Source organism: Streptomyces sp. NPDC059373, from assembly GCF_042751495.1.
Taxonomy (GTDB): domain Bacteria; phylum Actinomycetota; class Actinomycetes; order Streptomycetales; family Streptomycetaceae; genus Actinacidiphila.
This window is the reverse complement of the sequence record NZ_JBHYXC010000003.1, coordinates 329,849-343,532: the sequence shown is the minus strand read 5'-3', so window position 1 is coordinate 343,532 and position 13,684 is coordinate 329,849. Positions and strand designations below refer to the sequence as shown.

The following is a 13,684-nucleotide window of genomic DNA, read 5'->3' as shown; positions in this document are numbered from 1 at the left end:
ATCGATGCTCACCGCCGGCCACCGCGACCTGCTCGCGGCCTTCGCCGCCACCGGCCGCAACCATCCGTACCTCGCGTTCACCCTCAACTCGATCTGCAACCTCGACTGCGTGTTCTGCAAGCCCCGTTGCATGCCCGACTACGGCCACAAGGACCGGCCGCTCACCGCCGCCGACTACGCCTCCATCGCGCAGGAGGCCGGAGCCTGGCAGGTGAACAAGGCCCACTGCTCCGGCGGCGAACCGACCCTGCGCGCCGACATTCTCGACGTCGTCGCCGCCCTCGCCGACGGTCTCGGCTCGGGAGCCTCGATCGGGATGACCAGCCATGGAAATCTCCGCAAGGGGCTCAGCGTCGAGCAGTTCCAGCGTGCTGGGCTGACGTACCTCAACGTCAGCCTGCACAGCCTCGACCCGACCCGCTCCGCCACGATCATGGGCGGCGGTGACCCCCATGTCACCCGCGCGACCATCGACGAGGCGCTCGCTCGCGGGCTGAAGGTGAAGATCAACTGCGTTCTGCAGCGCAGCTATCTGGACGACGCGTTGCAGGTCGCTGAACTCGCCAAGCACCTGCCGATCGCCGTCCGACTCATCGAGCTGCAGAACATCGGCCCTGCCCAAGCTCTGTTCGACAGCGAGTTCCTCCCCGAGGCGGAAGTCCGCACTCGTCTTGAGAACTGGTTCGCCGACGCCGGGGAAGTCGCCCGGGGGGATCTGGGCGTCCGCAGCCCCGGCCGCTACCTCCAGCCCGTCGGCTGGTCTGGATCGATCGGCTTCATCTCCAACTCCAGCTGCGCTACCTGCTCGGACGCCAACCGCATCAAGATCACCCCCACAGGTGTGGCTCGCCCGTGCATCCTCCACAACCGTGACATCCCTCTGAAGCCCCACCTGGCCGACCGCAGCCTTGACGACGCCTTCGCCCACCTGTTCCGCGCCATGCTGGAGCGCAACAGCAACGACGCGTGGCAGGGCTTCCATTACGTCGACTACGACCTGCGCTGGGACCGCATGGAGCGGCCCGAAGGCACCCCAGTCCTCCGCGTGCTGCCCGTCGTCAGTACCGGCACCGCCGTCTCATCCTGCGCCGCCCGGGTCCCGCTCGCCGGGGAGAGCCAGTGACGGCCGCGCCCGTAGAGGTGATGTCGTTGTACGACGACCTCGGCGCGCTGTACGCCCACAAGCTGACTGAGCACGGCGTCCAGGTGGCGATGCTCACCCACAAGTGGCAGCGCACCGACCTACTGGCTTCGCACTCCGATCTTGACGTACGGATCCTTCTCGACGAATCCCCCGCCGACTGGTACGAGTGGAACCGGCTCCTTGCCGCCGCTCACGCCTCCGCCGTCATGCACGACGTCGCCAACCGGCGGCTGCTGGAGCACCCGCCCGGCTTCGCCTTCACTGTCTCCGAGGTCAACCGCCGCCGTGTCTCCCCGCCCGAGCTGGCGACATGGAGCCTGGTCCACGGTCACCTGCCCATTCTTCAACGCTGGAAGTCGCACGCCCAGATGGTCCCCTGGAGCCGCTTGGACGAGCGCTTCTACCGGGGCATTCTCGACTCCCGGCTCGGCGGCCGTTACCAGCTGGCCGCCGACAGCACCGACAACGTCACCCAGGACATCCTCGGCTACCGCCGGCACTGCGTGGCATGGCACTACCTCGCCCCCTGCTGGTTCGCCGCCGCGGCACTGGCCACCCGCACCCGCTGCCCCGGTAAGTCGGCCGCCCTCACTCAGTGGCACCCGGCCGGACTGGAGCAGTACGCCGAGATGTTCCTCCACCACGCGGTAGCGGCAGCGGACGGGGCGAGGCAACCGCCCTCGATACGGAACCTTCTGCGATCCGCCCACGTCGCACTGGACGCGGCGATGAAGCATGTCCCCACCCCGGCCGACAGCAGGGGTTTCGAGGAGGCCGAGGGCTCGCAGGCCATGGCCTGGACGATGACTGCTGGCATGCTCCGAGTCCGCGTCGCCCGCTGGCTGTACTACCTCGATCCGCCGCCAGGCGTCGCCACCGGCTACCTCATTGCCCGCGAAGCCAAGGAACTGCGCGCCGCCGTTGAAATTCTTCGTTCCCTGGCCGCCGACGGGACAACCCCCGAACAACAGCTGGCATCCCACATGGCCGACCTGCTCCCCACCGGCCCAACCACGCCGGCCGTCCTGCGCGGCGCCCTGGCTGCCTGGGAGCAGCACCACGCCCTGGTGGAGGACTTCCTCTCCCTCCACGCCACATGACGCACCACCCCAGGTCACTCAAGGAGTCAATGCCATGCCCGTTGGAGCCGCACGCCCCCGGGTCCTGAAGACCGCCAAGATCAAAATCACGACGAAATGCAATCGCTCCTGCGACTTCTGCATCTTCGCCGACGGCGCCCAGGGTGAGAACATGCCGCTCACAATGTTCTCGACGGTTCTGGACCGCCTGGAGACCATCCCCTTCCAGCAGCTCCACATCAACGGCGGCGAACCCACCGTCCACCGCGACTTCCCCACCCTCAGCCAGCTCGCCCGCTCCCGCCTGCCGGACAAGGTCATGGTGCTCGGCACCAACGCCGTCACCCTGGCTCGTAATCAGCGTCTGATGGACGCCACGCTGGAGTGCTACGACCAGATCCTCATCGGCTGCGACGACGAGCACGGCAACTACGAGCAGGTCCACGCCGCCGTCCCGATCCTGTGTGCGGCCGGCAAGACCGTCGTGGTCAACAGCGTGCTGGAAGGCATCAGCGCCCACCGCCTCGCTCAGCTCGCCGACCTGTGCGCCGCCTACGGCGCGATCCACGTCACCAACCACGTCCACCACATCGACGTCGGACAGCCAGCCAACGACTTGCGCGGCCTGTGTGCCCGCTACCTCGACCAGCACTTGATGATCGAACTCGACGGCTCCTGTTACCGCTGCTTCAACGCGATGGCCAAGGACGACAGCGAATTCAGCATCTGGGACGACGACTTCCCGGCCAAGGTCTTCGCCCCGCGCCGCCACCACTACCGCTTCTGCGGCAAATGCCACGAGTACACCGACTCCGGCTCACCCCTTATCCCCGCCCTCCTGCCCGAGTCTGAGCCCGTTCCCGCAGCCTGACCGGAGGTACCGGACCATGCCCGCCGTCCTCGGCCTGAACTTCCACCACGACACATCCGCCGCCCTGATCGTGGATGGCCGCCTCTACGCCGCCGAAGAGGAACGCTGGAGCGGCATCAAGCACCACCGCCAACACCACAACCGCAAAGCCACCCTCACCGCCCCGACCCACTCCCTCGCCTGGTGCATGGAAGCCGCAGGCATCGGCCCCGAAGACATCGACGCCGTATGGACCCCGTCCATGCGCCCCACCCCGGCAGCCGGGTGGTGGCTCGCCGAAGAACGCGAGGAACTCGCCGCGCTCCTCCCCTCCCCACTTGGCGAACGACTACGTCTGATCTCGCACCACACCGCCCACGTCATGGCCGGCTACCTGCTCTCCGGTCACGACCACGCAGTTGGACTCGTCATCGACGCCGGTGGATCCTCCCTCGGTGCCGACTTCGGCCCCGGCCGCGAACGCATCACCGGCTACGACCTCCACCCCGACCGCATCGACCGGATCCACCAGGCCATGCCGACCGTCATCCCTGGCCCCCGCCGCGTCCACCCCTCACTCGGCCACTTCTACCGCAACTTCGCCCTACGGCTCGTCCCGCCCGGCGACGAACCCGAGGGCAGCATGATGGCCCTGGCCGCATACGGAGACCCAACCCGCCACCGCGACGAAGTCCGCGCCCTCATCCACCTCGACGCGGGCGGCGAGGTCCGCATCCCCCACCCGCTCGGCTCCGCCGACACCGACACCCCACTGGTCGTCGGGAAGCGCGCCTGGACCACCGACACCGTCGCCGAAGCCTCCCTGGCCGAACGAGCCGACCTGGCCGCCGCCGTGCAACAGGTCTTCGCGGAAGCCGTCACCCACGTCGCGCGCCATCTACGCCACCTCACCGGAGCGGACACGCTGGTCTTCTCCGGCGGCTGCGCCCTGAACTCCCACCTCAACGGCAGCCTCGCCGCAGACGCCGGATTCGACACCCTCTTCGTCGCCCCCGCGGCGCACGACGCCGGCACCGCCCTCGGCGCTGCGCTGTACGCCTGGCACTACCAACTCGACCAACCCCGCCTCGCGGCCTTCACTGACGCAGCCTGGGGCCCTGACCCGGGACCGCTACCCCGTACCGGCGTGCCCGCTGGATATCGAGCTGTCGCCGGCCTCGGCGCCCAGCTCGTCCCGACCGTGGCAGCACTCCTCGCCGACCAGCACATAGTCGGCTGGGTCCAAGGCCCCATGGAATTCGGCCCCCGCGCCCTGGGCCACCGCTCGATCCTCGCCCACCCCGGCCGCACCGACACCCGCGACCGCCTCAACGCCATCAAACAGCGCGCCGCCTACCGGCCCTTCGCCCCCGCCGTACTCGCCGAGCACGCTACCGATTGGTTCATGACCACAGGCGACCCCTACATGAACCGCGTCGCCCAAGCCCGCCGCTGCCGCGCCGACCGCATGGCCGCCGTAGTCCACCACGACGGCACCAGTCGCCTCCAAGTCGTTACTCCCGACCACACTGGCCTGCGACCCCTCTTGGAGTACTTCCACCGCCGCACCGGCCTGCCCCTCCTGCTGAACACCTCCTTCAACCGAAAGGGCACCCCCATCCTGCGCACCGCCGAGCAGGCCATTCACGCCATCCCCGACCTTGGTCTGGATGCCCTCGCCATCGGCGACAGCCTCCTCCTCGCGGAGGACGTCCCGCTTCCCACCGCCTCCGAAAGGTGACGCCCATGCCTCCGTCCCCCGTGGCCGACGCCATTCTCAACGCCCTGGACGCCACAAGCTGGGACCAGGCCGACCATGTCCGCGCCCGGGACGCGGCGGCCCTGGCCATCACCGTCTACACCGGCCACACCCGCGACCAGGGCACTCCGTACCTCCACCACCCCCTGGCGGTCGTCTCCATCCTCCGCAACGAACTCGCCGTCAGCGCCCCCAACACGCTCCTGCTCGGCCTCCTCCACGACGCCCTGGAACTCTCACCGACCTCAGCCGCCACCGTGGCAACGCATCTGGGCGAGGACTACCTCGGGCAACTGCAGGCGATGACGCCCGACCACCGCTTGGAGCAGAGGCCCAAGCAGCCCGGCGACGAAGCAGCCTGGTACGGCAAAACAGCCCGCCTGGCACCTGACGGCCTACTCGTGCGGCTCGCCGACCGCGTCCACAACCTCCGCGACCTGCGCAACTCCCCGAACGCCGGCCGCCGCGAACGGTTCGTCGCCGGCCTCGTCGCCTTCTACCTTCCCCTTGCCGACGAGGCGCGCCGCATGAACGCTCACCTTGACGCGGCCTGCACCCTGTTACGGGCCGAGTATGAGCGCTACCAACAGGACACCCAGGAGGTCCGCGTATGAAGCCGGTCGTGCACTCATTGGAGCCGATAGGCCACACCGGCGGCCGTGCCTACCTGCGCATGCTCCACGACGTCACTGCCGACCGCTACCAATGGCACACCGTGACCGACTACAAACGCGCCTACCGCACCCGCCGCTGGCGCAAGCTCCGCCACCTCGCCTGCCTGGCCCCCACCATCCGAGCCTTACAGCACACACCCGGCACCTTCGTCTGGGACGACCTGAGCCTCCTGCTCTTCACCCCACGCATGCGAGCCCGCACGATCTTCGTCTTCCACCACTACGAACCCCTCCAGCACGACTCCGCCCCCATCGAAGCCCAGCTCTGGCAGCGCCTATTCGCCGTCCTGCCACAGTGCGCCGCCGTCGTCTGCGTTGCCCCCTACTGGGCCCAGTTCCTGCGCGCCCGAGGCGTTCCCGGCGTCCAGGTCATCTACAACGCCTTCGATCTCAGCGAAGTCGATCACGCCCGCAGCCTTGACCGCCACGTCTGCCGCCACGAGTTCGGCCTCACACCGGGCACCATCGCTGTCTATGCTGGCAAAGCCGTGCACTGGAAAGGCACCGAGGCCGTCACCTCCGCCCTACGCGGCGACCAACACCTCCGCGTCATCGCCACGGGCAGTAACACCATCGGTTTCACCGGCACCCACCACGACCTGCCCCGAGACCGTTACCTTCGGCTCCTAAGGGCATGCGACGTCGGCGTCTTCGCCCCACAGATGCACGAAGGCTGGAGCCGCTGCGCCGCCGAAGCCCTCCTGACAGGCATGCCCTGCCTGATCCGCCCTCTGGCCGGCCTCGGCGACCTCGCCCACATCACAGGGCAACCCGCCCCCGACCTCACCCGACTCCGCGAACAGGTCTACGAGCGGTCCGCAACACCCGAAGCCGACACCAAGGCCGCCTACGACGCCCTCGCCCGCTTCGACCCCAGCTACTTCGCCGACGCCTGGGGCAAACTGCTGGCCTCGGTCGCCGCCTGACGTACTACTGCCCGGCCAGCCGCTCCTGAGCCGCATCCAGCCGGGCCAGCACCCGATCGCGTCCGAGCACCTCCAGCGACTCGAACAGCGGCAGTCCGACCGTGCGCCCCGTCACCGCGACACGGACTGGAGCCTGAGCCTTGCCCAGCTTCAATCCGTGCGTCTCACCCACCGCCACCAGCACAGCCTTGAGCGGCTCGGCCTCCCACTGCGCGGAAGCAAGCTCAGCCCGAACGTCACGCAGCAACTCGCCGGCGCCGGCCTTCATCGCCTTGTTCCACGACACCTCCTCGTACACCGGCTCGTCGAGGAACAGGAAATCGACGTACATCGTGATCTCCGACAGCACCGTCAGACGCGTCTGCGCCAGTGACGCCACCGACTCGAAGACCGCATGGTCGTACGCCTCGGGCTTCCACGACGCGTACGGAGCCGTCAGCCACGGCGCACACGCCTTGACGAACGCTTCCGGGGCGAGCGCCCGGATGTACTCACCGTTGAAGGCCGTCAGCTTTTTCACGTCGAAGAACGCCGGCGAGGTGTTCACGTCCTCGATGCGGAACAGCCGTTCCAGCTCCTCGAACGGCCGGATCTCCACATCATCGCCAGGACCCCAGCCCAGCAGCATCAGGTAGTTCACCATCGCCTCAGCCAGATAGCCCTCGGCCAGGTAGTCCTCCAGCGCAACCTTGTCCCGGCGCTTGGACAGCTTCTGCCGCTTCTCGTTCACGATCACCGGCAGATGCGCCCACACCGGCGGCTTCGCCCCGAGCGCCTCCCACAGCAACTGCTGCTTAGGAGTGTTCGACAAATGCTCCTCGCCCCGGATGACCTGTGTGATGCCCTCGTCCAGGTCATCGACCACATTCGCGATGAGGAAGACGGGCGAACCGTCCCCTCGCGCGATCACGAAGTCCTCGATCGCACCGTTCGGGAAGGACGGCTCGCCGCGGATCAGGTCGACCACCACGGTCTCGCCCTCGTCGGGGGTCCGGAACCGCAGCGCCCGGCCGGTCTCGTACGCGAGCCCGCGCTCACGGCAATAGCCGTCGTAGCCGAGATGCTCCGACCCGGTGCGCTCCTTGAGCTGCTCGCGCGTGCAGTCGCAGTAGTACGCCTTCCCGGCCGCGTACAGCTGCTGAGCAGCCTCGCGGTGCCGGTCGGCGTTGTGCGACTGGAAGTACGGACCTTCGAAAGCGGCGTCGGACTCGTTGATCCCGATCGCCGACAGTGCACTGATGATGCCCTGTACCCACTCCGGCTGATTGCGGGCCGCGTCGGTGTCCTCAATCCGCAGCACGAACGTCCCGCCCGACTGTCGCGCCACCGCCCAGTTGTACAGAGCGGACCGAGCACCACCAACGTGGAACATGCCGGTCGGAGACGGAGCAAAACGAACGCGAACCGGGGAATCAGACATGCCACCAAGCCTACCGAGGCAAAAGGCAGCTCAACGACGACGTGCCGAACCCTGATCCTCACGGCGAAGACCCCATGCTCCCTTCGGAAGGTCCCGGAGATCGGCGCGGTCAGCGCCGTCGACACCCCCTCCACAGAGATCTGAGAAAACTCCAGACGGTAGCTGCGACCCGAGGAAGGCGAAGTGGATCCTAAGGTCCTGAACGAAGCTCGAGGCTGGTGGTGCTCACATCGGCCGAGATGAGCTTGCACGAGCTGACCTGCTGTTACGGTCGTATGTATGACGCTCTCGGCATCTACGGCCCGTGCTGTTGACCTGCGGGTTGAACCGGTGGATGAAGTGCTCGATCGCGTGGAGCGGTCTCTTCAGGCGCGTTTGGACCGGAACTCGATTGTGCGCAAGCGCCGCTCGGTCGGCGGGCGGACGGACCGTGACACCTGGGTGCGGATCGAACGCCGGGGGTTCGACAAGATCGTGGGCCAGGGCTGGAACGGGACAGAGTGCGCCGCGGTTCTGAATGGGATCGCTAAGCCGGCATGGTTGGCGGGCTTGGCCTGGCGGGATTTGTCCGAGGCGGTGATGTGGCGGGCCGACGAGACCGGTCTCCTGCCGGGAAACCCGCTCGGCACGAGCGTGCTTACCGTCGATCCTCAGTTGCCTGATAGTTGGTGGCAGACGCTGAACGCCTCACTGGACGCGCTCGCTGGGCAGCGCACGATGCGTCTCGCCACACCGGACACTGTCCCTGTCACCCAGGCCGGAGTCTCCGAATCCATCCGAAAAGTGTTCTCCTGTGACTTGGACACGACCGTTGAACAGTGGGTGTCGGCGCACGCAGATCTGAACTGGGCCAACATGAGCGGACCGACGTTCTGCCTTTTCGACTGGGAGGACTGGGGGAACGCGCCGCTGGGGCTGGACTCCGCCTCGTTGTGGGTTAGCTCCCTTGCGGTCCCGACTCTGGCGGATCGCGTGCGACGAGAGAGGCGCCGCGACTTCGAGAGCCGGGATGGCAAGCTGATGACGCTGTTTGCGTGCTCGAAGATTCTCGGGCCGGACGCGCACCCGGAGGATCCTCGGTTGGATCCCGCACGCCGTATGGCAAAGCAGGTCATGGCGGAGCTTCAGGCAGGCTGACCTCGTAGCCGGTCTCGAAGCAGTCCCCGGTACTGATGAACGGCCTGTTCATCGATCTCGCCGGGTAGGGCACCGATCAGTTCGCGCAGGTGATCGGCATCGTCGGTGCCCACGGCAAGAGTGTCGACTTGCGGGAGGCCGTAGGCGACTCGGAAGGCGGCTTGGGTGTGGGACAGTTCACCACCACCGTCTCGGAGGAACACACGGGGATCGATCCTGTCCCACACCGGATCCCGGGCGCTGCCGCCGAATGGACTCATGCCCCACAATGCGTCCCTGCTCAGACCCCAGTGAGTGGCGAGTGATTCCCCCGCATCCAGAATATTGGCCCCGACCAGCAGGCCGGCGCGGATCATGAGAACGGACGGTTTCGGCGCCGTGCTCTCAAGGACGTTGACGAGGAGGCTCGGGCTCCAGGAGGCGATGCCCCAGGACCCGCACAGACCCTTCGCCCTCGCGTCGGCCAGCGCGGCACACGCTTGCGCCAGGGCGTCCCGAGCACGATCGGAATCGTCTTGGACGGAGGATTCCGGGTTGTGCAGGAACACGAGATCCGGAGCCCGCCCAAGATCGCGGTTTGTCTGTTCCAACGCACTGAGCAGGCGCTTGGGGTCGAGGGAGTGTTCGGCCCCGTCCTGCCCGAGGAAGTAGCCAACCTTGGTAGAGACCGTGTAGTGAGGCAGAAGGTCGCTGCCGATGTCCGCCAAGGTCGCATGAGCGGTGAAGCCGCGGTAGTTGAAGCTGGTGTCGATCGCGTTGACACCGAGGTCCAGTGCAGCAGTCAGGATTCGGCGTTCGTAACGAGACCGGTGTAGCCCCAGGACAATTCGGGGGTGAGTGGGGCGCATACCTCTTCTTCCACCAGAATCTCGGCTACCTCTGACACCTCGGTGCCCACCAGTCCTGCGGCCTGGTTCAGGTGGACGGGCTTGCCGCTCAAGAGCAGACGCAGCGCGGGAAGGGCCTTGGCCGCGAACGTGAGCTTCTTCCCCGAGGTCAGCACGTCGACCGTTTCGCCGTTCTCCCGGATCTGGGGAGGGAAGTGTGTCGTGCACGCCACGGCGTCGAGCGGCCCGAAAATCTCCAGGAATGGCACGTGCCGAGGCAGCGGCATCTCCTGCTCGTAGGCGGCCAGGAAGCTGGCCGGGGGCCTCTCGGCGATCAGTCGGGAGACAGCCTCGGTCAGGGGCTCGCTTCCGGCTGGGTGCGAGCGGTCCAGGTCGTGCCGGAAGATCTCGTGTTCGCGGGACCAGTCGGCCAGCCAGGTGAGCCAGCTCGCCCCTGTGCGCTTGGTGATCCCGAACGTGACGTGAAGGCTCCTTCCCGATCCGTGGCCGATGCGGGTTGCTTGGTGCCAGTGGCCTCGGGGGATGTGCATTACGTCGCCGGCCTGCATGACCCCAGCCCAGATGATCTCTTCGCTCGGGGTGTTGTTGGGGTCGGCATCCCGGTACATGGGGACTCTGCGGGTGGTTCCGCGCACCTCCCATTCCTTCTCGCCGGCGAGCTGGACAACGATTACGTCGTGGTCGTCCCAGTGCAGCGGGAAGCCGGCGGCTTCGTTCGTCGTCAGGTACGCATTGACCTGTACCCGCTCGCGAGACCACCACTGCAACGCCCGGCACGCGACTTCCATCGTCGGGTCGAAGACATTGGCCTGGTCGAGGATGACCGTGGCCCCGTCACGTAAGAGCCTGCCCAGACTGTGCATATTGACCATGGGGATGCTCTGGCCCCGAGGGCTGACGCTGTCGGTGAAGTAGACAGCGGGGTGTACCTCATCGCCATTTTGGAAGACCCGGAACTGCGGGCGGTTCAGGCTCCTGCGCATCGCGATATCGAGCATGCGGTTCGGGGTAAGGATGCGGGCGACCAGCTCTGGGTCATCGATGCTTCCCCGCACGAAACCCTTTCCCAGCTCCTCCGCACGCTTCCAACCGAGGGCAGCCTCGACAGCGCTGATCAGTCGGTGTTCCATCACTTCCTCCTGGTGAGCTCGATCGTGTGATGCGGCAGCAGACAAGGGTCCGCGCGGCGGACCACGCGGACCCTCGCAACCTGTCCCTACTCAGTGTCGTTCAGGTTGCCGTCACCGCCGGGCCACGGTGAATCGCCGGAACTCCCGGAGTTGTCGGACCGGAGGCTGTCGTACCGATCGTGGACAGCGGTGAGCTCCTCTACCGCCACCAGGAGGCCACTCCGGGCCGGGGGTGACGCTGCGCTCTCTGCCACCTTGTGCTCCTTCCATTCCGCTTTTCCCGCCAGAACCTTGGTGGGAAGTCTTGAGTGAACATGTTGAATTAGTCGTAAGATAGGGCATTTCTCGCCATGCCTGACGCAGTGCTGACATCGTGGTGCGCACCACGCTTTCCAGTACGCGCGCCAGCAACGCGGCGCGACGGGGGCCAGGCGCGCGCCGGTGTGTGCTTCGAAGTGATCTGCTCCAGAAGAGGCGCCGTGAAGGTCCGCCTGTGCACTGGCCGTTCAACAGCCACAACCAACGGTGATGAGAGCATTTCATTCTGCAGCCTTGATGCGCGGACAAACTGTCCGTAGGTAATTCGTGCGGGACCCTTGACACGGCTGCCGCAGTGGATGTGTCACAACTAGGCTCCGGCGGCTGGGGGTGGATGGTGGGCTTGATGGAGTCACCAAGCGCACGTTGCCTGCAGGGGCAGAGAGCGTGCCGCCTGGCAGTGAGGCCCCTATCGATCGGCGGTTTCGTTAACTCTTGGCGACGAAGTGTTGGGGGGTGGACATCATCCGTACGCTGATTGCGAGTGCTACGTCGTGAAGGGAACGAACCGTCGATGACAGAAAGCCTCATGCTGGGCGACCGACTCCGGGTGGCCCGCAGGACGCGTGGCCTATCTGCTGCCCAGGTCGCAGCCAAGGTTGCGATCTCGCCGAGCTACGTCCAAAAGCTGGAGTCTGGCGCCCGGAAGGCGACGCCATCATTGGTGCTGGCACTCGCGAGCGCCTTGCACTTCGGCCCGGAGGTCCTGACGGGCCAGCCGTATTACGGGCAGCCCGAAGGCGAGGAGAGGGTGCACGCGGTTGTGCCCGAGTTGCGCCGGCTTCTGCTGTGCTACGACTCCCCGTCCGAATTGGAGATTCAGCCCCGCTCGCTCGCTGTCCTGGGCTCCGAGGTCGACCAGGTGTCGGCCCTGCGTCGCGATGCGCGCTACGCCCCCATGGGGCCGCTGCTGCCTCCGATCATCGCGGAGCTGACCCATGTGGCATTCGGCGCCACCGGTGTGGAGCGGAACAGGGCGTTCTGGCACCTGGCCCGCGCGTATCGGGCGGTGAACTCGCTGGCACACAAGTTGGGTCACCACGATCTGTCCAGCACGGCATTGGAGCGGGTGCGGTGGGCGGCTGACCAATCCGGCGACCCGTTGATGCAGGTCACAGCTGCGTACCTGGTTGCTGGCGCGATGTTGCGGTTGGGTGCGTACGGGCCGGCCCGCAGCAAGCTTCTTGCGTTGAGGCAGGAGCTGGAGCGGCTGCAGCCAGAACGCTCTTACACGAACGAAGCCATCGCAGTTGACGGCGCCCTCGTGCTCAAGCTTGCCGTGGTGGAATCCAGGGAGAACAACCCGGAGGCCGCGAGCGAGTATCTGCGCGAAGCCCAAGAGATCGCTCAGATGGCAGACAATCGTGACTCACTCGCGTACGAGATGTCCTTCGGGCCGACCAACATCAGGATCCATGAGGTCCACGCCTTGATCGACATGGGGGACACGGAGCAGGCTCTGGCCCGGCTGACTGAGTGGGCGCCATCTGGCAGCAGGGAGTGGGCTCCGCCCGCTGCGACTGTTGGTGAGCGTTCCAGCCACCACCACATCGACGTCGCCTCGGCGAAGCTCGCCGTCGGCGACCGCCCTGGCGCCTTCGACGAACTGCGACAGGCGCGGAAGCGTGCACCACACCACACTCGATTCCACCCCTCCGCACGCGAGACCGCCTCCGCCCTGCTGCGCGTGGAAACCCACCCGTCCATCGAGCTCTCCGCTTTCGGCAACTGGGTGGGCCTTAGCACAAACTGATTAGCTGTCAAGGGGGTTGCGGAAACTCCCTGCGGACAGACTGTCCGCTCACGGCGCTTGCACAGTGGAATGGTCTCCTCACACCCAGTTGCGAGGAGACCATTCTCATGATGTCCGACGCCAAGCCGGGCGAAGCACTACAGCCGCGGTGGATGCCCACCGGCGACGAAACCGAGCTCTGCGGTGCAGGCGAGTGGTGGGATGCCATCCGCGTACCGGAAGCAATTGGCACACGAGTGATCGAGCTGCTCAAGGCTGGAAGCCAGCCTGTCGGGCCGGTGATCCTTGACCAAGAGGGCCTCGAACCGCGGTTGTACTTCCTCGTGCCAGTCGGTGTAAGCGCGGGCTGGGATGAGCCGGAGACCGTGGCACTCGGACATGGCTGCCATGTCGTCGTACCGCCGTACGACAGGGTCTCTGCGACCGGTCTGCACTGGCACTACTTGCCGCGAGGGCCAAGGATATTCACGGAGGCCGAAGCCTTGCGCCGCGCATTGATCCAGGCGCGCAGGGGACCCAGTACGCCTGTGCCTGATCAGGAGCCCGCGCCGTAGCGGCCCGACGGGCGACAACGGTGCCGATATCGCCCGGATGACTCCCGCATCGGACGCCTCTTGATGCCCGCGAGTGGCGTGGCCAGGGGACC

The 13,684-nt window shown here is 66.6% G+C and carries 12 protein-coding genes; 9 read left to right on the top strand and 3 right to left on the bottom strand.

The features are described from left to right. Window positions 1-4: 4 nt before the first annotated feature. Genes ACFXJ5_RS09450 through ACFXJ5_RS09425 form a run of 6 tightly spaced genes read left to right on the top strand, consistent with a single transcriptional unit; the run spans window position 5 to window position 6,432 of the window. Window positions 5-1,123: a radical SAM protein gene (locus tag ACFXJ5_RS09450; protein ID WP_384629167.1), complete on the top strand. Its 1,119-nt coding sequence runs from the start codon at window positions 5-7 to the stop codon at window positions 1,121-1,123. A 20-nt stretch (window positions 1,124-1,143) separates the two neighbouring features. Then, window positions 1,144-2,244 (top strand): hypothetical protein, encoded by a 1,101-nt coding sequence (locus ACFXJ5_RS09445; RefSeq protein WP_384629569.1) that lies wholly within the window; start codon window positions 1,144-1,146, stop codon window positions 2,242-2,244. A 34-nt stretch (window positions 2,245-2,278) separates the two neighbouring features. Continuing rightward, window positions 2,279-3,094, top strand: a complete 816-nt coding sequence (locus tag ACFXJ5_RS09440) for a radical SAM protein (RefSeq protein ID WP_384629165.1) — start codon at window positions 2,279-2,281, stop codon at window positions 3,092-3,094. Between the two features lie 16 nt (window positions 3,095-3,110). Beyond that, window positions 3,111-4,814, top strand: coding sequence for a carbamoyltransferase (locus ACFXJ5_RS09435; RefSeq protein WP_384629162.1), 1,704 nt, complete (start codon window positions 3,111-3,113; stop codon window positions 4,812-4,814). Between the two features lie 5 nt (window positions 4,815-4,819). Then, a complete protein-coding gene (locus tag ACFXJ5_RS09430; RefSeq protein ID WP_384629159.1) occupies window positions 4,820-5,446 on the top strand; it encodes an HD domain-containing protein in 627 nt (208 codons plus the stop codon). Continuing rightward, on the top strand, window positions 5,443-6,432 hold the full coding sequence (locus ACFXJ5_RS09425; RefSeq protein WP_384629156.1) for a glycosyltransferase: 990 nt from the start codon (window positions 5,443-5,445) through the stop codon (window positions 6,430-6,432). Before ACFXJ5_RS09430 ends, ACFXJ5_RS09425 begins: the two co-directional genes overlap by 4 nt. 4 nt (window positions 6,433-6,436) lie before the next feature. On the opposite strand, the gene gltX is transcribed toward ACFXJ5_RS09425, so the two are convergent. Further along, complete coding sequence (gene gltX / locus ACFXJ5_RS09420; protein ID WP_384629153.1) at window positions 6,437-7,852, bottom strand: glutamate--tRNA ligase; 1,416 nt, start codon at window positions 7,850-7,852, stop codon at window positions 6,437-6,439. 279 nt (window positions 7,853-8,131) lie between these two features. Here gltX and ACFXJ5_RS09415 point away from each other — a divergent pair, with 279 nt between their 5' ends. Beyond that, a complete protein-coding gene (locus ACFXJ5_RS09415) occupies window positions 8,132-8,989 on the top strand; it encodes a hypothetical protein (RefSeq protein ID WP_384629151.1) in 858 nt (285 codons plus the stop codon). On the opposite strand, the gene ACFXJ5_RS09410 is transcribed toward ACFXJ5_RS09415, so the two are convergent. Continuing rightward, entirely contained in the window at window positions 8,977-9,837 is an 861-nt protein-coding gene (locus ACFXJ5_RS09410; protein WP_384629149.1) for an aldo/keto reductase, read from the bottom strand. The genes ACFXJ5_RS09415 and ACFXJ5_RS09410 overlap by 13 nt on opposite strands. Next, window positions 9,771-10,967: a JmjC domain-containing protein gene (locus tag ACFXJ5_RS09405; RefSeq protein WP_384629146.1), complete on the bottom strand. Its 1,197-nt coding sequence runs from the start codon at window positions 10,965-10,967 to the stop codon at window positions 9,771-9,773. Before ACFXJ5_RS09405 ends, ACFXJ5_RS09410 begins: the two co-directional genes overlap by 67 nt. Window positions 10,968-11,799: 832 nt before the next feature. Here ACFXJ5_RS09405 and ACFXJ5_RS09400 point away from each other — a divergent pair. Both ACFXJ5_RS09400 and ACFXJ5_RS09395 read left to right on the top strand, forming a co-directional pair. Further along, on the top strand, window positions 11,800-13,038 hold the full coding sequence (locus ACFXJ5_RS09400) for a helix-turn-helix domain-containing protein (RefSeq protein WP_384629143.1): 1,239 nt from the start codon (window positions 11,800-11,802) through the stop codon (window positions 13,036-13,038). 107 nt (window positions 13,039-13,145) lie between these two features. Further along, window positions 13,146-13,592: a hypothetical protein gene (locus ACFXJ5_RS09395; RefSeq protein ID WP_384629140.1), complete on the top strand. Its 447-nt coding sequence runs from the start codon at window positions 13,146-13,148 to the stop codon at window positions 13,590-13,592. Window positions 13,593-13,684: the final 92 nt, after the last annotated feature.